18 protein-coding genes are annotated in these 22,526 nt (G+C 66.7%); 15 read left to right on the forward strand and 3 right to left on the reverse strand.

What is annotated here, in order from left to right:
- Nucleotides 1-8 precede the first annotated feature (8 nt).
- The 3 genes from nagB to ACIQCM_RS07325 are packed head-to-tail and all read left to right on the forward strand — an operon-like array spanning nucleotide 9 to nucleotide 2,805.
- The gene (gene nagB / locus ACIQCM_RS07315; RefSeq protein WP_400605170.1) at nucleotides 9-788 is read left to right on the forward strand and encodes a glucosamine-6-phosphate deaminase; all 780 of its coding nucleotides are present in this window, start codon (nucleotides 9-11) and stop codon (nucleotides 786-788) included.
- Nucleotides 773-1,558, forward strand: coding sequence for a copper homeostasis protein CutC (locus ACIQCM_RS07320; protein ID WP_400605172.1), 786 nt, complete (start codon nucleotides 773-775; stop codon nucleotides 1,556-1,558). Before nagB ends, ACIQCM_RS07320 begins: the two co-directional genes overlap by 16 nt.
- Entirely contained in the window at nucleotides 1,555-2,805 is a 1,251-nt protein-coding gene (locus ACIQCM_RS07325) for an N-acetylglucosamine-6-phosphate deacetylase (protein ID WP_400605174.1), read from the forward strand. Before ACIQCM_RS07320 ends, ACIQCM_RS07325 begins: the two co-directional genes overlap by 4 nt.
- 14 nt (nucleotides 2,806-2,819) lie before the next feature.
- Here the strand turns inward: ACIQCM_RS07325 and ACIQCM_RS07330 are convergent, their stop codons facing one another.
- Nucleotides 2,820-3,827, reverse strand: coding sequence for an Lrp/AsnC family transcriptional regulator (locus ACIQCM_RS07330; RefSeq protein ID WP_400605176.1), 1,008 nt, complete (start codon nucleotides 3,825-3,827; stop codon nucleotides 2,820-2,822).
- A 137-nt stretch (nucleotides 3,828-3,964) separates the two neighbouring features.
- Here ACIQCM_RS07330 and ACIQCM_RS07335 point away from each other — a divergent pair, with 137 nt between their 5' ends.
- The 5 genes from ACIQCM_RS07335 to bcp all read left to right on the forward strand — a co-directional run bounded on the left by ACIQCM_RS07335 (nucleotide 3,965) and on the right by bcp (nucleotide 9,843).
- Nucleotides 3,965-5,218 carry a M20 family metallopeptidase gene (locus ACIQCM_RS07335; protein WP_400605178.1) on the forward strand — a complete coding sequence of 418 codons (1,254 nt, stop codon included), beginning with the start codon at nucleotides 3,965-3,967 and terminating at the stop codon, nucleotides 5,216-5,218.
- Between the two features lie 66 nt (nucleotides 5,219-5,284).
- Nucleotides 5,285-6,574, forward strand: coding sequence for an MFS transporter (locus ACIQCM_RS07340; protein ID WP_400605180.1), 1,290 nt, complete (start codon nucleotides 5,285-5,287; stop codon nucleotides 6,572-6,574).
- Nucleotides 6,575-6,825: 251 nt separating this feature from the next.
- On the forward strand, nucleotides 6,826-8,385 hold the full coding sequence (locus ACIQCM_RS07345) for an alanine/glycine:cation symporter family protein (RefSeq protein WP_400633661.1): 1,560 nt from the start codon (nucleotides 6,826-6,828) through the stop codon (nucleotides 8,383-8,385).
- A gap of 69 nt (nucleotides 8,386-8,454) precedes the next feature.
- Complete coding sequence (locus ACIQCM_RS07350; protein ID WP_400605184.1) at nucleotides 8,455-9,249, forward strand: hydroxypyruvate isomerase family protein; 795 nt, start codon at nucleotides 8,455-8,457, stop codon at nucleotides 9,247-9,249.
- Nucleotides 9,250-9,363: 114 nt separating this feature from the next.
- Nucleotides 9,364-9,843, forward strand: a complete 480-nt coding sequence (gene bcp / locus ACIQCM_RS07355; RefSeq protein WP_400605186.1) for a thioredoxin-dependent thiol peroxidase — start codon at nucleotides 9,364-9,366, stop codon at nucleotides 9,841-9,843.
- A gap of 233 nt (nucleotides 9,844-10,076) precedes the next feature.
- On the opposite strand, the gene ACIQCM_RS07360 is transcribed toward bcp, so the two are convergent.
- Complete coding sequence (locus ACIQCM_RS07360) at nucleotides 10,077-10,325, reverse strand: hypothetical protein (protein WP_400605187.1); 249 nt, start codon at nucleotides 10,323-10,325, stop codon at nucleotides 10,077-10,079.
- A 213-nt stretch (nucleotides 10,326-10,538) separates the two neighbouring features.
- On the opposite strand from ACIQCM_RS07360, the gene ACIQCM_RS07365 reads away from it, so the two are divergent.
- Together ACIQCM_RS07365 and ACIQCM_RS07370 are read left to right on the forward strand one after the other, a co-directional pair.
- A complete protein-coding gene (locus ACIQCM_RS07365) occupies nucleotides 10,539-11,348 on the forward strand; it encodes an IclR family transcriptional regulator (RefSeq protein WP_400605189.1) in 810 nt (269 codons plus the stop codon).
- A gap of 345 nt (nucleotides 11,349-11,693) precedes the next feature.
- Nucleotides 11,694-13,613, forward strand: a complete 1,920-nt coding sequence (locus tag ACIQCM_RS07370; RefSeq protein WP_400605191.1) for a BCCT family transporter — start codon at nucleotides 11,694-11,696, stop codon at nucleotides 13,611-13,613.
- 72 nt (nucleotides 13,614-13,685) lie between these two features.
- Here the strand turns inward: ACIQCM_RS07370 and ACIQCM_RS07375 are convergent, their stop codons facing one another.
- A complete protein-coding gene (locus tag ACIQCM_RS07375) occupies nucleotides 13,686-14,366 on the reverse strand; it encodes a GntR family transcriptional regulator (RefSeq protein WP_400605193.1) in 681 nt (226 codons plus the stop codon).
- A gap of 122 nt (nucleotides 14,367-14,488) precedes the next feature.
- Between ACIQCM_RS07375 and purU the strand changes: the two genes are divergently transcribed.
- The 5 genes from purU to ACIQCM_RS07400 all read left to right on the forward strand — a co-directional run bounded on the left by purU (nucleotide 14,489) and on the right by ACIQCM_RS07400 (nucleotide 22,306).
- Complete coding sequence (gene purU, locus ACIQCM_RS07380) at nucleotides 14,489-15,394, forward strand: formyltetrahydrofolate deformylase (RefSeq protein WP_400605194.1); 906 nt, start codon at nucleotides 14,489-14,491, stop codon at nucleotides 15,392-15,394.
- Between the two features lie 54 nt (nucleotides 15,395-15,448).
- Nucleotides 15,449-17,941, forward strand: a complete 2,493-nt coding sequence (locus ACIQCM_RS07385) for an FAD-dependent oxidoreductase (protein ID WP_400605196.1) — start codon at nucleotides 15,449-15,451, stop codon at nucleotides 17,939-17,941.
- 4 nt (nucleotides 17,942-17,945) lie between these two features.
- Nucleotides 17,946-18,572, forward strand: coding sequence for a cyclodeaminase/cyclohydrolase family protein (locus ACIQCM_RS07390; RefSeq protein ID WP_400605198.1), 627 nt, complete (start codon nucleotides 17,946-17,948; stop codon nucleotides 18,570-18,572).
- The gene (locus tag ACIQCM_RS07395; protein WP_400605200.1) at nucleotides 18,569-19,474 is read left to right on the forward strand and encodes a bifunctional 5,10-methylenetetrahydrofolate dehydrogenase/5,10-methenyltetrahydrofolate cyclohydrolase; all 906 of its coding nucleotides are present in this window, start codon (nucleotides 18,569-18,571) and stop codon (nucleotides 19,472-19,474) included. The genes ACIQCM_RS07390 and ACIQCM_RS07395 overlap by 4 nt, the downstream gene beginning before the upstream one ends.
- Before the next feature lie 324 nt (nucleotides 19,475-19,798).
- Nucleotides 19,799-22,306: an FAD-dependent oxidoreductase gene (locus ACIQCM_RS07400; protein WP_400605202.1), complete on the forward strand. Its 2,508-nt coding sequence runs from the start codon at nucleotides 19,799-19,801 to the stop codon at nucleotides 22,304-22,306.
- Nucleotides 22,307-22,526: the final 220 nt, after the last annotated feature.

Here is a 22,526-nt window from a genome sequence, read left to right on the forward strand (position 1 = left end):
TGGAGAGCATGGAAATCGTTATCCTTCCCACCCCGGCCGACGTGGCCCGCACGGCCGCCGACGCCATCGAGCAGCAGGTCCGCCGCGGCCCGTCCGTCCTTGGCCTGGCCACCGGTTCCACGCCGCTTGGCACCTACGCGGAACTCATCAGGCGGCACCGCGCAGGAGGGCTCAGCTTCGCCAACGCGCAGGCCTTCCTGCTGGACGAGTACGTGGGGCTGCCGGCCGGGCACCCCCAGTCCTACCACTCGGTGATCCGCGAGGAATTCACCGGCAGCGTGGACTTCGCCCCTGATGCCGTGCATGGTCTGAACGGCATGGCGGAGGACCTGGAGGCCGAGGCGGCGCAGTACGAGGAACGCATTTCCGCCTCGGGCGGGGTGGACATCCAGATCCTGGGCATCGGGACCGACGGGCACGTGGGGTTCAACGAACCCATGTCCTCGCTGGCGTCACGGACCCGGATCAAGACCCTCACGCGGCAGACCCGGCAGGACAACGCGCGGTTTTTCGAGTCCGCCGCCGACGTTCCCGAACACGTCCTGACCCAGGGGCTGGGCACCATCCGGCGGGCACGTCACCTGCTGCTGCTTGCCATGGGCGACGCGAAAGCGGAAGCCATTGCGGCCGCCGTCGAGGGTCCCGTTGCCGCACTGTGCCCCGCGTCGGCGCTGCAGCTGCACCCGCATGTGTCGGTGCTGGTGGACGAGGCGGCGGCGTCAAGGCTGGCGCACCGGGACTACTACACCGACACGTTCGGGCGGAAGCCGGCGTGGCAGGGACTCTGAGCCCCGCCGTCCGCCTGCCGCAACTGGAACTCGCCGTGGAAAACGCCGAGGGCGTCCGGCTGGCCGAAGCGGTGGGCGCGGCGCGGGTTGAACTCTGCACCGCACTGGCGGAGACGGACGGCGTCACTCCGGGCATTGGCGCGGTGGAGCACGCCTGCGCGCAAGGGTTTCCCGTCCATGTGCTGGTACGGCCGCGGCCGGGCGGTTTTGCGTACACCGCGGATGAGCTTGCCGTGATTGAACGGGACGTTTCCGCGAGCCTGCGTGCCGGGGCGGCCGGGGTGGTGGTGGGGTTTTTGACCGCCGCCGGCGCCCCGGACCAAGCGGCAGCGCGGCGGATCGTCCACGCGGCGCGGCAGTCCAACCCGGCTGCCGAGGTGACGTTCCACCGGGCATTCGACGCTGCCCTTGCCGCCGGAACCGATCCGGCCGAGGCGTTGTCCCGGCTGGAACAGGCCGGCGTCAACCGCGTCCTGACCAGCGGCGGAGCCACCGACTGCGGGGCCGGGCTGCCGATGCTGCGGCGGCTGGTCCAGCTGGGCCGGCAGTCCGCCCCGTCCGTCCAGATCATGGCCGGCGGCGGGGCAACGGTGGAGCTGGTCCCTGCGCTGGTGGAAGCCGGCGTGCATGCCATCCACACCTCGGCACGGCCGCGGGCCGGCGGCGCGCCGGCGGGGCACGGCTCCCCCGCCGCCCGTCCCCTCCCGTCCGACCCCACCCTTGCCGCGGCCTTCGCCGCCGCACTCAACCAGGAAGCCTGGAGCGCATGAGCACCGAATCCACCCTTCGCGGCCGGGTCGTCACCGCCACCGCGGACATCACGGACGGCGTTGTGGCGTACGACGGCGGCGTGCTCACCTACGTGGGGCCGGCGTCGGAATTCCCCGGGCTGCTTGAACCCGGGCTGCTTGAACCCTCGGAAGGCGTGACTGCCGGGGGTGCCGGCCGGATCATCATTCCCGGACTGGTGGACCTGCACTGCCACGGCGCACTGGGCACCGACTTTTCCGAAGGCTCGCCCGAGGGCGCCCGCTCCGCCTCCCGCTACCTGCACAGCCGCGGTGCCACCACCCTGGTCGCGAGCCTGGTGACGGGCACGCCGGAGGACCTGGTCCGCAACGTCAAAAACCTGCGCACGCTCACCGACGAGGGGCTGATCGCCGGCTCGCACCTGGAAGGTCCGTTCCTTTCGGAGGCCCAGTGCGGCGCGCACGATCCCGCACTGCTGCTCGCGCCGGACGCCGGACTGATGGCCGGTCTCCTCGACGCCGCCGGACCTTCCCTGGCTTCGGTGACGCTGGCGGCCGAACTGCCCGGCGCGTCGGCACTGGTGGAGCTCCTCACCGCCCACGGCGTCATCCCGTCCCTGGGACATACCGCCGCGGACAGCCCCACCGCCGCGGACTTCCTGGCCAAGGCGGCGGCAGGACTTGCATCCGCCGGCCATGAGTCCGCCGGCCAGGGGAACGGACGACGGCGGCCAACGGTCACCCACCTGTTCAACGCCATGCCGTCCCTGCATCACCGCGCGCCGGGACCGGTCTCGGCCAGCCTGGCAGCAGCCCGCGCGGGCGAGGCTGTGGTGGAGCTGATCGCCGACGGTGTTCACCTGGCCCCGCAGACGGTCAAGCTGGTATTCGACCTCGTTGGCGCCGGCAACATCGCCCTGGTGACGGACTCCATGGCGGCCACGGGGCTGCAGGACGGGCACTACCGGCTGGGTTCCCTCGCGGTGACGGTGGACCGGGGCGTGGCGCGCGTGGACAGCAGCGGCTCCATCGCCGGCGGGACCGCGACGCTGCTCGACGTGGTCCGGTGCGCCGTGGCCGCGGGGGTGGACCTGCAGGATGCGGTCGCGTCGGCGACGGCTGTCCCGGCGTCCGTCCTGGGACTTTCGGCGCTGGCAGGGGACCTCCGTGCAGGGATGCCGGCCGACGTCGTCGTCCTTAGCCGGGAACTGGACCTGGAGGCTGTGCTGCGCCGCGGGGAAATACTCCCCCGCCCGGAAGCCGCGTAACCCGCGCCACCACCTTAATTGCCCACCACGGCGCCGCTGGAAGTGGTGTCCTCGTTGAGCATCCAGCCCACCCTTTTTACCGTCCGCAGCATGACCACGCTTTCCACCAGCTCGATCCCCGGCACCTTTTGCTGCAGGGCAAGCTCGGCATCCATGACGTCGGCCAACGACTGAAGCCACATGATGATCGTGAAGTTGGTGGGCCCGGTGGTGGAGGCGCTCAGGCGGACGTTACTGATGGTCCTGATGTCCGCCGACGCCGTTTCATGGCGCCCGGCGGGAACGTTCACGAACCACTGGCAGGTCACCGGGAAAGCAGAGTAGCGCTGGGCGATCTCGCACCGGAATGACAGGATGCCGCTGGCAAGCACCCGGTTGAGCTGGCGCTGCACGGTAGCCGGATGCCGGCCCAGTTCCCGGGCGATCTCGGCCGCTGTCGCTCTGCCGTCCCGGGCCAGGAACGGCAGCAGGTCAAGGTGGCTGGCGGGAAGGTCGCCCGCCGGGCCCGGCCGCCGGATTGCCGGAGTTGCGTGGACCCCCAGGGAGCGAAGGGCTGCCAGCTGCGTCCGGTCCAGGATGTTGAGCCGCCACTCGTCCGCACTCGTATGGAGCCGGGTGCACAGGGAGGTCTGGTACTTGGTCAGGCCGTCGATGGTTTTCAGGCGGGACACCACCTGCGTGCTGAAGTCGTCCAGGGACTTCGTGACCACAGTCAGCATCAGGTCCCGGTTGCTTGCCGCTTCCTCCACCGTGATGATGTCCGGAACCTGCGCAAGTTGGGCTGTGACGCTTTCGCGGCGGTTCATCTCGCAGTCCACGGCCACGAAGGCTAGGAGCATCTGGCGGGGGTCACCGGCGAGGTGCGCCGTGACCCAGGCAGCTCCACTCGACTTGAGGCGGTCCCATCGCGCCGCGAGCGTGGTGGCGTGGACTCCCAGCACCTTGGCGGCGTCCGCCCAGCCCAGCCGCGGCGAGGCCTGCAGGACCTGGATGAGCGCCAGGTCCTCTTCGCTCAGCTCCATTACGCCTCCCGTCACAGTGCATGAATCCTGCTAAAAGGCCGGATGCAAATGATAATTCCTGCGGTTTCCCAGCATGTGAGTCATGCCACTTCAGAATAGTCCCCAGAACGGAAAGCCACTTTTCAAGGAGTAACAAAGTGCCCATTACCGAAGATGCCAAGGAACTTCAGGACGACCTGGTCCGCCTGCGCCACGACCTGCATCGCCGGCCGGAAATTGGGCTCCACCTTCCCCGCACCCAGGAGAAGGTCCTTGAGGCCCTGTCCGGCCTGCCGTACGAAATCACGCTCGGCAAGGACACGACGTCCGTCACCGCGGTCCTCCGCGGGACCGGTACCGGCGCGGGGGCAGGCAAGGCCGCCGGCACCGCCGCAGCCGCCGAAGTCCGCCCGGCAGTCCTCCTCCGCGCCGACATGGACGGCCTCCCGGTCCAGGAAAAGACCGGCGTGGACTACACCTCGCGGACGGACGGCGCAATGCACGCCTGCGGCCACGACCTGCACACCTCCATGCTTACCGGCGCCGCCACCCTCCTCGCCGAGAAGCAGCACCGGCTCCAAGGCGACGTGGTCCTCATGTTCCAGCCCGGCGAGGAAGGCTGCGACGGCGCCAGCTACATGATCAAGGAAGGCGTCCTCGATGCCGCCGGCCCCCGGGTCCAGGCCGCCTACGGCATGCACGTCTTCTCGTCCCTGGAGCCGCACGGCACATTCTGCACCAAGTCCGGCGTCATGCTCAGCGCCTCGGACGGCCTTGAGGTTACGGTACTCGGCGCCGGCGGCCACGGCTCGGCCCCGCACGCGGCGAAGGACCCGGTGACAGTGGCCGCGGAAATGGTCACCGCCCTGCAGGTCATGGTCACCCGCCAGTTCAACATGTTCGACCCCGTGGTGCTCTCCGTCGGCGTCCTGCACGCCGGAACCAAGCGCAACATCATCCCGGAGTCAGCCCGCATCGAGGCCACCATCCGGACATTCTCCGAGGAATCCCGCCTCCGCATGATGGAAGCCGTCCCGCGCTTGCTCAAAGGGATCGCCGCCGGGCACGGGGTGGAGGTCCACGTGGACTACCAACAGGAATACCCCCTCACCATCACCAACGAAGACGAGACAACCACCGCGGAAAAGGTCATCACCGGCCTCTTCGGCGAGCGCCGCCTCTCCCGCTGGGCCACTCCCCTGGGCGGTTCAGAGGACTTCTCCCGCGTCCTGGCCGAGGTGCCGGGGACGTTTGTTGGGCTGAGCGCCATGGCACCCGGCGGAGATCCCGCCCGGTCACCGTTCAACCACTCACCTTATGCAACGTTCGACGACGGCGTGCTGGCTGACGGGGCCGCGCTCTACGCCGAACTGGCCATCTCGCGGCTGGCCGCCCTTTCGGCAGCGTCCTAGCAGCGCGCCAGCGGCCGGCACCAGCACCGCTATTCCAGCTTTTTTATCGACCTCCAGGAAGTCATCATGACCATGACAGTAACCAAGCAGCAGACTGGACGGATGTCCACCGCCAAGACCATCGTCGGAACCGGCATCGGAAACGCCGTCGAATGGTACGACTGGGCCATCTACGCCACGTTCACGCCGTTCATCGCCAGCCAGCTGTTCAGTAAGGCGGACCCGGCCTCGGCCGTGCTGTCCACCCTGGCGATCTTCGCCGTCGGGTTCGTCGCCCGCCCCTTCGGCGGCTTCGTCTTTGGCTGGATCGGCGACCGGGTGGGCCGGAAGACATCGATGACCCTCGCCGTCGGCCTCGCCTCCCTGGGCAGCCTGATGATCGGAGTCGCCCCCACGTTCGCCGCGGTGGGTGCCTGGGCGTCCCTCATGCTGCTGGTGGCCCGCCTCATCCAGGGCCTGGCGCACGGCGGTGAACTGCCGTCGTCGCAAACGTACCTGTCCGAGATGGCACCCAAGGAGCACCGCGGTTTCTGGGCAACCCTGATCTACACCTCCGGCACCGTGGGCATCCTGTTCGGCACGCTGCTGGGCGCCATCCTGAACATGTCCATGACCACTGAGGCGATGAACGCGTGGGGCTGGCGGATCCCGTTCCTGCTGGGCGCGGCGATGGGCCTGTACGCGCTGATCATGCGCGCCCGCCTGCACGAAACGGAAGCGTTCGAGGGCGAATCCACCGCCGAGAAGCGCGCCCCGATCTGGCCGCAGATTGTGCGCCACCGCCGCCAGGCACTGCAGGTGATCGGCCTGACCGTCGGACTGACCGTCATCTACTACATCTGGGGCGTCGTGGCACCGAGCTACGCCACCACCGCACTGAAGATCGACCGCGGCGAAGCCCTCTGGGCCGGCGTGGTCGCCAACATCGTTTTTATCGCCGCCCTGCCGTTCTGGGGCAAGCTGTCCGACGGGATCGGGCGCAAGAAGGTGCTCTGGTCCGGTGCCATTGGTTCTGCCGTCATGCACTTCCCCATGACCTGGCTGCTGAAGGATTCCGCGTGGCAGCTGGCGGTGGGCATGTCCGTGATGCTGGTCTTCATCGCCGCGAGCGCCGCCATCGTGCCGGCCGTGTACGCCGAGCTGTTCCCCACCTCCATCCGCACCGTGGGCGTGGGCGTGCCCTACTCCATCTGCGTGGCCGTTTTCGGCGGCACCGCGCCGTACCTGCAGCAGTGGCTGGGCACCACGTTGGGCGCGCCGCAGGTGTTCAACGTCTACGCGGTGGTGCTCCTGGCCATCAGCGCGGCCGCCGTATTTACCATTCCTGAGACAAGGGGCAAGGACCTGACCCGCTAGTTCCCGACTGTTGCGGCTCATCCCCCGGCGCGTCCGGCCGCGCCGGGGGACTGCTGCTCAACCCGCGGAATTCCGCGGTTTAAGGCGCACGACGACGGCCCTGGCGCCGCCGGCCCTTCGGCCCGCCAACGGCAGTGTGACCTGCAGCACTCAAAGTCGGGTAAACTTGGAGCGCCTTAAGCGGCAAAACCCCCGGCCCACCCCAACCAGGGCCAGAGCCTTGCCCAGTTCGCAACAAGAAAGTGGTACCCATGGAAGCGATGCCTATGGCCGTGTCTGAAGACCTCAGCTGGCTGGCGCAAGTCGAGGAGGCCATCGATGCGGTGTTCCTCCCGATTGCAGACATTTTCTCCAAGATCGTCTTTTTCCCCATCACCATCGGGGACGTGAGCTTTCCCGCCGTCGTAGCCTGGCTGATTGCCGCCGGCGTCATCATCACCGCCTACTTCGGCTTCGTCCAGTTCCGCGGGCTGAAGGTTTCGTACGAAGTGGTACGCGGCCTTTACTCCCGCAAGTCCGACCCGGGCGAGGTCCCCCACTTCCAGGCCCTGACTTCCGCGCTTTCAGGCACCGTGGGCCTGGGCAACATCGCCGGCGTAGGTGCCGCGATGGCGCTGGGCGGCCCCGGCGCCACCTTCTGGATGATCCTGGCCGGCCTGCTGGGCATGGCCACCAAGTTCGCCGAATGCACCCTGGGCGTGAAGTACCGCGAGGTCCACGCCGACGGCACCGTCACCGGCGGCCCGTTCAAGTACCTGCCCATCGCCTTCAAGAAGCTCGGCACCGTGCCGGCCAAGATCCTTACCGGCATCTTCGCCGTCTCCATCCTGATCTTCGGCATCGCCGGCGGCAACATGTTCCAGGCCAACCAGACCTTTGCCCAGATCCAGAACGTCACCGGCGGCGAGGACGGCTTCCTGGGCAGTTCCGGCGCGGCACTGGTCTTCGGCCTGGTGCTGGCCGGACTCGTCGCCGCAGTGATCCTGGGCGGCATGAAGTCCATCGGCGCCACCACCGGCAAGCTGGTCCCCGCCATGGCGCTGATCTACGTGGTGTCCTGCCTGTTCGTCATCATCGTCAACATCGACAGCGTTCCGGCCGCGTTTGCCGCCATCATCGGAGGGGCCTTCAACCCGTCCGGCATGGCCGGCGGCCTGGTCGGCGTGATGATCGTTGGCTTCCAGCGCGCAGCGTTCTCCAACGAAGCCGGCCTGGGCTCCGCAGCCATCGCGCACTCCACTGTGAAGACCCGCCGCCCTGTCAGCGAAGGCTTCGTGGCGCTCTTCGAACCCCTGGTGGACACGGTCATCATCTGCACCATGACCGCACTGGCCATCATCATCGCCGGTGCCCCCAGCCTGCAGGCCGGCATCGACCAGGTCCAGGCAGGCGAAGGTGCGCCCGACGGCGTCATCCTCACCTCCGACGCCTTCGCCACCGTCCTCCCCTGGTTCCCGGTGGTCCTGGCCGTGGCTGTTGCCCTGTTCGCGTTCTCCACGCTGATCACCTGGTCCTACTACGGCCTGAAGGCCTGGGAGTACCTGTTCGGCCGCAGCAAGGCTTCGGAGGTCACCTACAAGGCTGTCTTCCTGTTCTTCACCGTGGTGGGTACGGTCCTGACCTTCACCCAGGTGCTGAACTTCGCCGATGCCGCCCTGTTCATCTGCGCGTTCGTGAACCTGCTCGGCGTGTACATGCTCCTGCCGGTCATCAAGCGCGAAATGAAGAAGTACCTGGCCGACCGCAAGAGCGGCAAGCTGCTGGAGCTCGGTGAGGAAGAGGACGAACTCGTGAACGAGGACGTCCGCTAGGAATCATCCTTTGGCGGGGTCGGCCTCCCGAGGCCGGCCCCGCCGTCGTACCGCCCGGAAGGACCTTCGATGACGTACACCGTGAACTGCTCCATCCTGCTCACCGAGCTGCCCCTGCTGGAGCGCCCGGCCGCCGCGAAAGCCGCCGGGTTCGATGCGGTGGAGTTCTGGTGGCCGTTTGCCTCCTCCGTCCCGGCCGACGCGGAGGTCACGGCCTTCGAAAAGGCCATCACCGACGCCGGCGTCCAGCTGACCGGGCTGAACTTCAGCGCCGGTGACCTGCCCGGCGGCGACCGCGGCCTGGTGTCGTGGCCGGCACGGTCCAGCGAGTTTCGGGACAACGTCGATGTGGTGGCCGGCATCGGCGGACGGCTGGGCTGCAAAGCGTTCAACGCGTTGTACGGCAACCGGATCCAGGGCGAAGACGCGGCCAAACAGGATGAACTGGCCGCCGAAAACCTTGCCGCTGCGGCGGAGGGCGTCGCCGGCATCGGGGGCACCGTGCTCCTGGAACCGGTGAGCGGCGCCCCCGCCTATCCCCTCCTCCTGGCCGCGGACGCGCTGAAGGTGATCCGGCGGGTGGAGGCGGAGGCCGGCGTCGTGAACGTCAAACTGCTGGCCGATTTCTACCACCTCTCGGTCAACGGCGACGACGTCCCGGCCGTGATCGAAAGCCACGCCGGGGACTTCGGGCACATCCAGATCGCCGACGCACCGGGCCGCGGCGCTCCAGGCACGGGAACACTGCCGCTGCGCGAGTGGGTGGCGCGCAGCCGCGAGCTCGGGTACGGCGGCTACGTGAGCCTCGAGTACAAGGAGCCGCGGGAGACGGCCTTCACCTGGCTCACCCAACCCCTCCCCTAGATCCTTGGGGTCCGCGGGAATACCGTTTGTGACGGCCGAGTTGAGGACTGTTGGGGGAAAACGCTTCACTAGATGCTTTGCCCGTAAATGACATTGCCTGCCAAAGGAAACGCCATGAGCCACACCCTGACCACCAAGCTTCAGCCCGGAACCCCGGCTCCTGAGTTCACGCTCCAGGACGCCCAGGGCCGGACCGTTTCATTGGCCGACTACCGCGGCAGGAACGTCATCGTGTACTTCTACCCCAAGGCCGCGACGCCGGGCTGCACCACCGAAGCCTGCGACTTCCGCGACAGCCTTGCATCGCTGCAGGGCAAGGGTTACGAAGTGGTGGGCGTCTCCCCCGACGCCTCCGAAGCCCTTGATGGCTTCACGGGGGACTTCGGCCTCACATTCCCGCTGCTCTCGGACCCGGACCACGCCGTGGCGCTGGCCTATGGGGCCTGGGGCGAGAAGCTGGTCAAGGGCGAGATCGTGGAAGGCATCGTGCGTTCGACGGTGGTAGTGGATCCTGCGGGCAACGTCGCTCTGGCCCAGTACCAGGTCAAGGCCGAGGGCCACGTTGCCGCCCTCAAGGCGGAACTGGGCCTGTAAGGCTATTCAGAGCTTTTTCCACCACTTGCCGGGCCAGTCGTTCTCGATGGCCCAGAGCGCCATGAGCAGCGCGTCCATGGTCATAAGTCCCGCGATCAGGTACGCCCAACCGGATACAGATCCCATTGCAATCTCCTGACTTGGTTACCCCCAGCCACTCGATTGCTTTCCAGTCTGGCACTTAATGGGCCCGGGCGGAACGGATAATTCAAGGCCGGGTGACGCGGCCGGGGTTACCTGGCCAAGGCTGCGAACCGGCCGTGGGCCTCGGTCTCGATAAGGAGCCTCCGGGTGAGCTTCTCGACATGCTCGGACACCGCAGCTCCCACCTGCAGCCGGTCCCCGGGCCAGCTCGACACCTCCCGGGATTCGGCCAGGGCTTCGGCCAGTTCCCGGGCTGCCGCCCGCACTTTCCGCGAGTGCACGTAGAGGCGAAGCAGTGCCTTGGCCTTCGCCGCACCCCTTGTTTTCATCTGTTCCATTGGCTTCCCCGCCTTCCGCGAGCTGCCCAGCCTCCGGTCCACCCGCCGTCGGGGCCTTGCCGCCTGGAGACCGCTGCTTCGAGTCTCCCCGGCGGACCTCAACCTCCTCGCAAGCAGGCGCAAAGATTTCCACAAGATTCCGCCGGGCGCACCGCGGCGTTCTCCGCCCCGGCGGCACGGACCCGGGGCCCGGGTCGCATAGGATCAGGAAGTATGGCTTCTAAACACGAACCGGAATCCGATACCGACGCCGAGGGCGGCCAGTCCGGCGGAGTCCAGTCCGTGGAGCGCGCCCTGACAGTCCTGGAGATCCTGGCCAGGGACGGTCATGCGGGCGTCAGCGAGATAGCCGAAGAAATGGGCATCCACAAGTCCACTGTCTCCCGGCTGATGGGCTCCCTGGTGACCCGCGAAATGGTCCATCAAAACAGCGAGCGAGGCAAGTACCAGCTCGGGTTTGGGATCCTGCGGCTGGCCAGCTCCATCCCCGGCCGGCTGAGCCTGGTGCGCGAGGCAAGGCCCGTGCTGGAAAGCCTGGCGGAGGAATTTAAGGAGACCGTCAACCTCGCCGTGCTGCGCTCCAACTACGCGGTCAACGTGGACCAGGCGATGGGACCCTCCACCCTGGCCACTTATGACTGGGTGGGGAGCCTGACCCCGCTGCACGCCACGTCCAGCGGGAAGGTCCTCCTGGCCGCGCTGGAGGCTGACGAGCGCGACCGGATCCTGAAAGAGACGGGACTGGCCGCCCGCACCGCGCGCACCGTCACCAGCCGCAAGGAGCTGGACGCACAGCTGCTGGAGGTAGGCAACAAGGGCTATGCAGTGGTGCGCGAGGAGTTCGAGATCGGCCTGAACGCCGTAGCCGTCCCCGTCTACAACCACCAGGGCACCGTGGTTGGTGCGCTCAGCATCTCGGGCCCGGCGTTCCGCTTTGAGCCCGAAACGATTCCGGGACTGATCGATTCCCTTAAGGAAGCTGGACTCAAAGTCAGCGCCAACATGGGCTACACCGTCCGTTAGGCGGAATCGCCGGACAAAGGCACATCACCGGCCGTCGGAGAGCCGGATTGCTTTGGTGGCGGCGTCCTTTCCTGCTGCGGAGAGCCCCAGGATCCATCGGACTGCAGGCCGTCAAGGTACACGTCATCAAGAGGTTCATGCGTCGACGCATTCTTGACTTTTGAAAGTGACTTACAGCACTCTTGTTGCTTAGCGCGAACTCTGTTGATCTTTGCGGAACACCTCCCCGAGGGGCTTTAGGCCCTGCCTGCTCGTCTGCGGCGAACACCGGTCCGTCCCGGATCCGGAAGCCTGCAGGACGCGCATTCAACGCAAGCCCATGGACTAGCCAAAGGATCCGCTTTCATGGCCATTAATAGTGAACTGACTTCCCGCAAGGCCAACGTGCCGCCCTCCGACGGCGAAACCCCCGGCACCCCGCTTGATGCCGGCATGGGAGAGAAACCAGCCGCGCCTCCCCCCGCCACCGACCACGAACAGATCCTGGAGGAGTTGCGGCTAAGCCAGACGGAGCAGGCCATCTCCCGGCGCCGAAACGGCAAACTGACGCTGGACAAGGCAACGTTCGGCATCACGGGCGTCATCGCGCTGGCTTTCGTCGCCTGGGGGTTCCTCGGCAAGGACAGCCTCGCCGCAACCTCCACGAACGCGCTCGACTGGGTGATGGAGTACACGGGCTGGCTGTTCATGGTCCTGGCGTCACTCTTCGTCGTCTTCGTGCTGTGGCTGGCCCTGGGCAAGTTCGGCAACATCCCGCTGGGCAAGGACGGCGAAAAGCCCGAATTCCGCACGGTTTCCTGGATTGCCATGATGTTCGCCGCCGGCATGGGCATCGGCCTGATGTTCTACGGCGTGGCGGAGCCGCTCTACCACTTCATCTCGCCGCCTCCCGGAACCGTCGACGGCCGGACCCCGGCGGCCATTCAAACGGCCATGGCCACCTCGATTTTCCACTGGACGCTGCACCCCTGGGCCATGTATGCGGTGGTGGGAATTGCCATGGCGTACGGCACCTACCGGCTTGGCCGCAAGCAGCTGATCTCCACAGCCTTTACGTCACTGTTCGGGATCAGGACAGTTGAAGGCCCGGTCGGTAAGGTCATCAACATCCTTGCCATCTTCGCCACGCTCTTCGGCACCGCCGCTTCCCTGGGCCTGGGCGCCCTGCAGATCGGCAGCGGCTTCACGTCCAACGGCTGGGCAGGCGAAATCGGCACCCCCGTGCTGGTGGCCATCGTCGCCATCCTGACGGCATGCTTTATCGCGTCGGCGGTTTCCGGCATCAGCAAGGGCATCCAGTGGCTGTCCAACATCAACATGGTCCTGGCCGTCGTCCTGGCCCTCATCGTCTTCGTAGCCGGACCGACGCTCTTCATCCTCAACCTGATCCCGTCCGCCGTCGGCGACTACATCAGGGACCTCGCCGAAATGTCGTCCCGCACCGAAGCCGTAGGCGATGAAACCCTGCGCACCTGGATGTCCGGCTGGACCATCTTCTACTGGGCCTGGTGGATCTCCTGGACGCCCTTCGTCGGCATGTTCATTGCCCGGATCAGTCGGGGCCGGACCATCCGGCAGTTTGTGACCGGCGTCCTGCTGGTACCCAGCATGGTCAGCGTAATCTGGTTCGGCATTTTCGGCGGCACTGCCTTCCACATCCAGCAGGAGGCGGACAAGGCCGGCACGGCCGGGCTGATGACCATGACCGACGGGACAGCCAGCATCGACTTCGACGGCGCACTCTTCAACCTGGTCCGCAACCTGCCCATTCCCCCATGGCTCATGGCGGCCGTCATCGTCCTGGCCATGGTCCTGGTTGGAATCTTCTTCATCACAGGCGCCGATTCCGCGTCCCTCGTGATGGCATCGCTCAGTTCGAACGGGACCTCCGAGCCAAAACGGGCCCTCGTGATTTTCTGGGGAGGGCTGACCGGCGCGGTGGCGGCCGTCATGCTCCTCGCCGGGGGCGACGAGCCTTCCGAGGCCCTGTCCGGACTCCAGCGGATCACCATCGTGGCTGCCCTGCCCTTCGTGATCGTCATGCTCCTGCTCTGTTTCGCCCTCACCAAAGACCTCCGGCGGGACCCCCTCTCACTTCGGCGGAGACTGGCTGATTCCGTGGTGGAGCGCGCCATCCGCAGCGGAGTCGAGCAGCACCGGGGCGTCCAGTTCGAGCTGGTGACAAAGCACGAATGCGCAGAAGGGTGCGCCGACGGCACACCCTGCCCCGGAGCCGGACCGGGGAAGGCGACCACCCAAGAGTAAGAACACACCCGCCTGCGGCCCCCGGCGTCTCCTGCGCCGGGGGCCGCCCTTTTAAGGGCCCAACGGTGAGAGCTATGCCTTGAACAGTGCCTCGCGCACGGCATGCTCGAAGCCGCTTACATGGACCCGGGCAAGCTCTGCGGCCCGGGCCTCGTCCCCCTCGATGACGGCCCGAAGCAGATTGAGATGTTCGTGGACGTGGCGGGACAGGTCCGGCAGCCTGTCGATAACGATGCACCATATCCTCGTCGCCAGATTGTCGTAGCGGATCAGGATGTCCTCAAGGTGCGGATTCCCGGCAGCGGCATATATGCCGCGGTGCACCTGGGCATCCAGCTGCAGCGTTTCCGTTACGCTTGCCGCGGCCACGTCAAAGGATTCGACCCTCTCGAGAATCGCGCGCAGGTCCGCGCGCACCGCGGGGGTGGCAACGCGCGCGGCGCGTTCCGCGGCCAGGGGTTCAAGCTGTGCCCTGATTTCCGAGATGAAGGAAAGATCGGTGACATCGACCCGCGTCGCGAACGTACCGCGCCGCGGGTAGGTCTTGACCAGCCGGTCCAGCTCAAGGCGCTTCAGGGCTTCACGCACCGGCGTCCGGCCGACGCCCAGCTTCCTGGCGAGAAGGTCATCGTTGAGCAGGTCACCCGGCTTGATCTCCAGCGTCAGGAGCTGGTCCCGGATGCTTTCGTAAGCCACGTCAGCGAGAGACTTCCGGCCGGCATCCTCCGCCACCGCCAAAGCTTCGAACGCCATAGTGACCCCCTCATCCAACGAACCGGAAAAAACTATTGACCGCGCCTGCAACCCAGTATACGCTGACTTCCAATCTAATATATCAGTTCGTCGCTTTGGAATATATCTAGAAGGAGGAGGGTATGACCCTCATGGAAGCAGCATCAGCAACCGTCGCCCTGCCGGCGCTCAAGGAAGAGCAGGCCCAGAAGTTCGTACTGACCCTGTCCTGCAAGGAGCAGGCAGGAATTGTGCAAGCCGTCACCACGTTCCTGTTCGAGCGTGGCTTCAATATCGACGAGCACCAGCAGTTCGACGACAGCCTGCGTGAGACACTCCACCTGCGCACCGCGTTCTCCGGCTCCTCCAACTACACCCCTGCCATGCTCGAGGAAGAGTTCGCGGGCATCGCCAACCGGTTCGACATGAAGTTCAGCTTCCACGACCAGACCCCCAAGCGCGTCCTGGTCATGGTGTCCAAGTTCGGCCACTGCCTCAACGACCTCATCTTCCGCTGGCGGGGCGGCAGCCTTGGCGGCGACCTGGTGGCAGTCGTTTCCAACCACGAGACCCATCGTGCAATGGCGGAAGCCGCCGGACTCCCTTTCATCTACGTCCCCGTCACCCCGGACACCAAGGCCGAAGCGGAGCGCCGGCTCCTGGAACTGGTGGATGAGTACGAGGCCGACCTCGTGGTCCTGGCCCGTTACATGCAGGTGCTCTCCGACGACCTCTGCCGGGCGCTGGAGGGCCGGGCCATTAACATCCACCACTCCTTCCTCCCCGGGTTCAAGGGGGCACGCCCCTACCACCAGGCCTACGACCGCGGAGTCAAGCTGGTGGGCGCCACCGCCCACTACGTCACCGCCGACCTGGACGAGGGACCGATCATCGAGCAGGAAGTCATCCGGGTGGACCACACCTATGGCCCTGCGCAGCTGTCCACCGTGGGCCAGGACGCCGAGGCACTGGCCCTCTCCCGCGCCGTCCGCTGGCACTGCCAGCACCGCGTGCTGCTGGACCAGACCAGCACCGTGGTGTTCCGGTAACCCGCACCGCGCCACCCGCAGCCACCCACACCTAAACGCAGCAGGAGAGACTTTATGGAATCGTCGCCACGCATTGTGATTATCGGCGCCGGCATCGTCGGAACGAACCTCGCGGATGAGCTCGTTGCCCGGGGCTGGAACAACATCACCGTCCTGGACCAGGGCCCCCTCAACATGCCCGGAGGCTCCACCTCGCACGCTCCGGGACTGGTCTTCCAGACCAACCCCTCGAAGTCCATGGCCCTGTTCGCCAAGTACACCGTGGAAAAGCTGCTGTCGCTGACCGAAGGCGGCACTAGCTGCTTCAACCAGGTCGGCGGCCTGGAAGTTGCCACCACCGAAACCCGCCTCGCCGACCTGAAGCGCAAGCTCGGCTACGCCGCCGCCTGGGGCATCGAAGGCTCCATCCTCTCCCCCGCCGAGTGCAAGGAACTGTACCCCCTCATTAACGAAGAGGACATCCTGGGCGGCCTCCACGTCCCCAGCGACGGCCTCGCCAGCGCCGCACGAGCGGTGCAGCTGCTGATCAAGCGCACCGAGGCCGCGGGCGTAAAGTACCTGGGCAACACCACGGTCACCGGCATCGAACAGTCCGGCCGGCAGGTCACCGGCGTCCAGACGCCCGACGGCGTGATCCCGGCAGACATCGTGGTCTCCTGCGCCGGGTTCTGGGGCGCGAAGATCGGCGAAATGATCGGCATGTCTGTGCCGTTGCTCCCACTGGCGCACCAGTACGTCAAAACCACTCCGGTTCCCGCACAGCAGGGCAGGAACGAACTGCCGAACGGCGCGCAGCTGCCCATCCTCCGGCACCAGGACCAGGACCTCTACTACCGCGAGCACGGCGACCGGTACGGCATTGGCTCCTACGCCCACAAGCCCATGCCCGTTAACCTGGACGAACTCGGCAGCTTCAAGCCGAACGAGATCAGCGAGCACAACATGCCGTCCCGGCTGGACTTCACCGTGGAGGACTTCCTTCCGGCCTGGGAAGCCACCAAGCGGCTGCTCCCCGCCCTGCGCGAAAGCGAGATCGAGGACGGCTTCAACGGCATCTTCTCCTTCACCCCCGACGGCGGCTCCCTCGTTGGCGAGTCCAAGGAACTTGATGGCTTCTTCGTCGCCGAAGCCGTCTGGGTCACCCACTCGGCAGGCATCGCCCGTGCCGTCGCCGAACTCCTCGTGGACGGCAAGTCCAGCATCGACCTGGGCGACTGCGACATCCACCGCTTCGAGGACGTCCAGCTGACTCCCGAATACGTCAGCGAGACCTCCCAACAGAACTTCGTCGAGATCTACGACGTGCTGCACCCGCTCCAACCCAAGCTCTCACCGCGCAACCTGCGCGTGTCCCCCTTCCACGCCCGCCACAGGGAGCTCGGCGGCTACTTCCTCGAAGGCGCCGGCTGGGAACGGCCCTACTGGTTCGAGGCCAACGCCGAACTGCTCAAGGAGATGCCTGCCGAATGGCAGCCGCCGGCCCGGGATGCCTGGTCGGGCATGTTCAGCTCCCCGATCGCCGCGGCCGAGGCATGGAAGACCCGTACTGCCGTCGCCATGTACGACATGACGCCCCTGAAGCGCCTCGAAGTCTCCGGCCCCGGCGCCCTGAAGCTGCTGCAGGAACTCACCACCGCGGACCTGAACAAGAAGCCGGGAGCCGTTACCTACACGCTGCTGCTGGACCACGCCGGCGGGATCCGCAGCGACATCACCGTTGCCCGCCTCACCGAGGACACCTTCCAGCTCGGCGCCAACGGCAACATCGACACCGCCTACTTCGAACGCGCCGCCCGCCACCAGACCGAAAGAGGAACGGCCAACGACTGGGTCCAGGTCCGCGACACCACCGGCGGCACCTGCTGCATCGGCCTGTGGGGCCCGCTCGCCCGCGACCTGGTCAGCACGGTCAGCAGCGATGACTTCTCCAACGACGGCCTGAAATACTTCCGGTCCAAGAACGTGGTCATCGGCGGCGTCCCCGTGACGGCCATGCGCCTGTCCTACGTCGGTGAGCTGGGCTGGGAACTGTACACCAGCGCTGACAACGGCCAGCGACTCTGGGATGCGCTCTGGAAGGCCGGCCGGCCGTTCGGCGTCATCGCCGCCGGCCGGGCCGCGTTCAGCTCCCTCCGCCTGGAAAAGGGCTACCGCTCCTGGGGTACGGACATGACCACTGAGCACGATCCCTTCGAGGCCGGCCTGGGCTTCGCCGTGAAGATGGCCAAGGACAACTTCGTCGGCAAGGCGGCCCTGGAGGGCCGCACCGAGGAGAACTCCGCGCGCCGCCTGCGGTGCCTCACGGTCGACGACGGCCGCAGCCTGGTGCTGGGCAAGGAACCGGTGTTCTACAAGGGCCAGGCAGTCGGCTATGTCACCAGCGCCGCCTACGGCTACACGGTCAGGAAACCGATCGCCTATTCCTACCTGCCCGCCGAGGTCTCCATCGGCGACTCCGTGGAGATCGAGTACTTCGGGCGCCGGATCGTCGCCACGGTCACCCAGGACCCGCTGTACGACCCCACCATGACCCGGCTCCGCGGTTAGCACCATGATCAGTTCAGAGACAGTCAGCAGCTACCTCACCCGGCTGGCCGCAAGGGAGCCGACGCCCGGCGGCGGCGCTGCCGCGGCCCTGCACGCGGCCCAGGGCGCCGCCCTGGTGGCCATGGTGGCGCGTTACACCACCGGCGCCAAATTTGAGCAGCACGCACCGCTGGTGCAGCGCATCACCCAGGCAGCCGACGACCTTGCCGCCGAGGCACTGCGCCTGGCTGACGCGGATGAACATGCCTTCCAGGCAGTCATCGACTCCTACAAGCTCCCGTCCGATACCGCTGAACTCAAGGCCGCCCGCACTGCCGGGATCCAGGCCGCACTGATCCAGGCGGCACAAACGCCCGCCCAGCTCGTCAAGCTGTCAGGCGGCATCGTGGACCTCGCCACCGAGCTGTTCGACGTCGCCAACGCCAACGTCATCAGCGACGTGGCAGCGGCCGCCGATGCCGCCCGTGCAGCCGCCACAACAGCGCGCGTCAATATCGATATCAATGTCGTTGCGGTCAAGGACCCGGAGGCTCGCGCGCTCCTGGCCCAGCAGACGGACGGCATTGAAGAGAAGGTGGTCCTGGCGGCAGATGCCCTCTCGGCCCGCGTTCGGGAAAGGATCCTTGGTTGAGTGCCTCAATACTTTCCGGAAAGCCGTTGGCGGCTTTGTTCCAGCAGGAAGTGCAGGAACAGGTCCATTCGCTTGAACTTGACGGCCTGCACCCGGTCCTGGCCGTCGTCGTGGCGACCAGCGACGAGTCGACGCACTGGTACGTCCGTTCCATCGAGCGGGCAGCGGGGCGCGCCGGAGTCGGCTGCCGGATCATCAACCTGGGCCATGATGCGACGGAACCTATGCTGGCCGGCGTCCTGCGGGAGCTGAGCGCCGAACCGTCCGTGAACGGCATCATCCTGCAAACCCCGCTGCCGCCCGGGGTCCGGACCGACAACCTGGTGGGGCTCATCACCCCGGAAAAGGACATTGACGGCGCCAATCCACTGAGCCTGGGACGCCTGGCCGTGGGGCAGCAGGCCTTTGCTCCCGCTACCGCCCGCTCCGTCGTCGAAATCCTGGACCATTACCAGGTTCCCGTGGCCGGCAAGGCCGTGGTGGTCGTGGGCCGTTCCGCCGTGGTGGGCAAGCCGCTGTCCCTCCTGCTGCTGGCACGCGATGCCGCGGTGACGGTCTGCCATTCCAGGTCGGGCCCGCTGGAACGCTACACGACGGATGCCGATGTCGTGGTGGTCGCCGCCGGCCGCGCCGGGCTGCTGACCGGCAGGCATGTCTCCTCCCGGACGGTGGTGGTCGACGTCGGCACGAACGTCCTTCCCGACGGCTCGCTGGCGGGCGATGTGGACGAAGCCAGCGTCACCGGGACCGCCGCCGCGTTGACCCCTGTTCCCGGCGGCGTCGGCTCCGTGACCACCGCGCTGCTGCTCCTGCACACCGTGGAGGCCGCACGCCGGCAATCGTCCTCCCGGCCGCTGCCGGGCACGGCAGTGGAGGCCCAGGTCCTGGAAGCCGCGGGCTAGGAAAGGAGCAGCGTCAGCAACGGTGCCCCGTTTTCCGTAGAAGGTGCTTCGATGGGCCTAAGACCTGGGGAGGTATTCCTCATCGAAGCACCGTTTTCGGAAAACGGGGCGACCTACAGGAGGCCTTCGCTGCAACAGCGGCGAAGGCCTCCTTGCTGCCGTGCGACACAGTGCTGCCGACACTCGAAACAAAGCAGGAAACCCTTGACAGCAGGTGTGAGCCGCGACACCCTGTTGCATATAGTGATGTGCGTTGCTCATAGCGAAGCAAATTCCATCACCCGGTCCGGCGGATTCCAGCACCAACCAGGAGAACCCAACATTATGAGCGCATCACCCCGCGTCGTCATCATCGGAGCCGGCATCGTCGGCACCAACCTCGCCGACGAGCTGGCAAACCGCGGCTGGAACGGCATCACCGTCGTCGAGCAGGGCCCGCTGGAGCTCGCAGGCGGCTCCACTTCGCACGCCCCGGGCCTCGTGTTCCAAAACAATCCGTCCAGGACCATGACGGAGTTCGCCACGTACACCGTGAACAAGCTCCTCGCCCTGAGCAAGGACGGCGAGTCCTGCTTCAACCAAGTGGGCGGCCTGGAGCTGGCCACCACGCCAGAGCGGCTGGCCGACCTCAAGCGCAAGATGGGCGTAATGACCTCCTGGGGTGTCGAAAGCCGCGTCATCGACGCCGACGAATGCGAAAAGATCTACCCCCTGTTGAACACCGGCAAGCTTTCCGGCGGCCGCCAGGTCCTGGGCGGCCTGCTCATCCCCACGGACGGACTCGCCCTGGCGGCGCGGGCCGTGCAGCTGCTGATCGAGCGCACGCGCGAACGCGGCGTCACCTACTGCGGCTCCACTACCGTCACCGGCATCGCCCAGGAGGGCGGCAAAGTCACCGGCGTCGAAACCGACAACGGACTGATCCCGGCGGACATCGTGGTCTCATGTGCCGGCTTCTGGGGCCGTGAACTCGGAAAGATGGTGGGCCTGGAGGTGCCTCTCCTGCCGCTGGCCCACCAGTACGCCGTAACAACGCCCCCGGCTGAACTTGACGGCGTCAACGAGCTTCCCAAGGGCGCCAGCAAGCCCATCCTGCGCTACCAGGACAACGACCTGTACTACCGCGAATGGGGCGACCGCATCGGCATCGGCAGCTACGCGCACCGCCCCATGCCGGTGGACATGTCCGCCCTGCCGAAGGTCTCCGCAGAGGAAATGTCGGACCACCGCATGCCCTCCCGCCTGGACTTCACCCTGGAAGACTTCCTGCCCGCATGGGAGGACAGCCAGGACCTGCTCCCGGCGCTGCGCAGCACCGAAATCCAGGACGGTTTCAACGGCATCTTCTCCTTCACCCCGGACGGCGGCCCGCTCATGGGCGAGGCGCCGGACCTCAAGGGCTTCTTCGTGGCCGAAGCCGTCTGGGTCACGCACTCGGCCGGCGTTGCCAAGGCCATGGCAGAGCTGATCGTCGACGGCCATCCACAGACCGACCTGCACGGCTGCGAACTGACCCGTTTCGAGAAGGTGCAGACCTCCGACGCGTATGTCAGCGAGACCTCGCAGCAGAACTTCGTGGAGATCTACGACGTCATGCACCCGCTGCAGCCCAGGAAATCCCCGCGGGATCTGCGCGTCAGCCCGTTCAATGTCCGGCAGAAGGAACTGGGGGCGTTCTTCCTGGAGTCCGCCGGATGGGAGCGGCCGCACTGGTTCGAGGCCAACCGCGGGCTGCTGGAGGAGCTGCCGGCGGAGTGGCAGGCCCCGGAACGCGACGAGTGGTCCGCCATGTTCCACTCCCCCGTTTCCGCCGCCGAAGCGTGGAAGACGCGCACCGCCGTCGCGCTTTACGACATGACGCCGCTGAAGCGGCTCTCCGTCACCGGACCCGGCGCCCAGGCGCTGCTGCACCGCCTCAGCACGGGCAACATCGCCAAGAAGCCGGGTGCCGTAACGTATTGCCTGCTGCTGGAGCACGACGGCGGCATCCGCAGTGACGTGACCGTCGCACGGCTGGCGGAGGAAGAGTTCCAGCTTGGTGTGAACAGCAACGTGGACTTCGACTACCTTCGCGTCGAGGCCCGGCGGCAGTCCGCCGCTGATCCTGCCCGGTGGGTGCACGTCACCGACATTACGGGCAGCACGTGCTGCATTGGCCTGTGGGGCCCCCTGGCCCGCGAGGTCATCGGCAAAGTCTGCCCGGATGACCTGACCAACGAGGGCCTGAAGTACTTCCGAACCAAGGAAATCTCCGTTGGGGGCATCCCGGTCACGGCCATGCGGCTCTCCTACGTGGGCGAACTCGGCTGGGAGCTCTATACCACCGCCGAATACGGGCTGAAGCTGTGGGACCTGCTGTACGAGGCAGGCAAGGAGTACGGCATCATCGCTGCCGGACGCGGCGCCTTCAACAGCATGCGCCTGGAGAAGGGCTACCGGCTGTGGGGCACGGACATGACGTCCGAACACCACCCGTACCAGGCCGGCCTGGGCTTCTCCGTGGCCAAGGACAAGACCGGGTTCGTAGGCGCAGAGGCACTCGCCGGACTCAGGGATCAACCGGCCGCTAAAACGCTGCGCTGCCTGACGGTCGACGACGGCACGTCGGTGGTGCTGGGCAAGGAACCGGTGTTCGTGGCCGGGGAAGCCGTCGGATACGTCACCAGCGCGGCCTACGGCTACACCGTCCGCAAGCCCATCGCCTACGCCTGGCTGCCGTCGTCGGTGTCCGAAGGGGACGCCGTGGAGATCGAGTACTTCGGGCGGCGTGTGGCGGCCACCGTTTCCGCTGAGCCGCTGGTGGACCCCGGCATGGAGCGGCTCCGCGGCTGATCCACTGCCCCCGGCATGACAATGGCGGCACCCCGGACTGAACGGGGTGCCGCCATTGGCATCCGGAGCTCTTTGAAGTTCCGGCAGCGCCCGTGATCTCGTGCCCCGGGACGAGCCCGGCGGCGGGCGTCCGGCCGCGGACCAGGTGCGTGGCTCCTGTGGTCGGCGTTTGGCTGCTACGGAAGGCCTGACGCTGGGTGCCTCAGGCCTTCCGTGTGGT

This window comes from Pseudarthrobacter sp. NPDC092439, from assembly GCF_044754945.1.
Lineage (GTDB): Bacteria > Actinomycetota > Actinomycetes > Actinomycetales > Micrococcaceae > Arthrobacter.

Excerpts from the sequence above, each read along its gene's own strand:
- nagB (WP_400605170.1), top strand. The coding sequence starts at position 9 with ATGGAAATCGTTATCCTTCCCACCCCGGCCGACGTGGCCCGCACGGCC.
- ACIQCM_RS07325 (WP_400605174.1), top strand. The coding sequence starts at position 1,555 with ATGAGCACCGAATCCACCCTTCGCGGCCGGGTCGTCACCGCCACCGCG.
- ACIQCM_RS07330 (WP_400605176.1), bottom strand. The coding sequence starts at position 3,827 with ATGGAGCTGAGCGAAGAGGACCTGGCGCTCATCCAGGTCCTGCAGGCC.
- ACIQCM_RS07340 (WP_400605180.1), top strand. The coding sequence starts at position 5,285 with ATGACCATGACAGTAACCAAGCAGCAGACTGGACGGATGTCCACCGCC.
- ACIQCM_RS07345 (WP_400633661.1), top strand. The coding sequence starts at position 6,826 with ATGGAAGCGATGCCTATGGCCGTGTCTGAAGACCTCAGCTGGCTGGCG.
- ACIQCM_RS07350 (WP_400605184.1), top strand. The coding sequence starts at position 8,455 with ATGACGTACACCGTGAACTGCTCCATCCTGCTCACCGAGCTGCCCCTG.
- bcp (WP_400605186.1), top strand. The coding sequence starts at position 9,364 with ATGAGCCACACCCTGACCACCAAGCTTCAGCCCGGAACCCCGGCTCCT.
- ACIQCM_RS07360 (WP_400605187.1), bottom strand. The coding sequence starts at position 10,325 with ATGGAACAGATGAAAACAAGGGGTGCGGCGAAGGCCAAGGCACTGCTT.
- ACIQCM_RS07365 (WP_400605189.1), top strand. The coding sequence starts at position 10,539 with ATGGCTTCTAAACACGAACCGGAATCCGATACCGACGCCGAGGGCGGC.
- ACIQCM_RS07370 (WP_400605191.1), top strand. The coding sequence starts at position 11,694 with ATGGCCATTAATAGTGAACTGACTTCCCGCAAGGCCAACGTGCCGCCC.
- ACIQCM_RS07375 (WP_400605193.1), bottom strand. The coding sequence starts at position 14,366 with ATGGCGTTCGAAGCTTTGGCGGTGGCGGAGGATGCCGGCCGGAAGTCT.
- purU (WP_400605194.1), top strand. The coding sequence starts at position 14,489 with ATGACCCTCATGGAAGCAGCATCAGCAACCGTCGCCCTGCCGGCGCTC.
- ACIQCM_RS07385 (WP_400605196.1), top strand. The coding sequence starts at position 15,449 with ATGGAATCGTCGCCACGCATTGTGATTATCGGCGCCGGCATCGTCGGA.
- ACIQCM_RS07390 (WP_400605198.1), top strand. The coding sequence starts at position 17,946 with ATGATCAGTTCAGAGACAGTCAGCAGCTACCTCACCCGGCTGGCCGCA.
- ACIQCM_RS07400 (WP_400605202.1), top strand. The coding sequence starts at position 19,799 with ATGAGCGCATCACCCCGCGTCGTCATCATCGGAGCCGGCATCGTCGGC.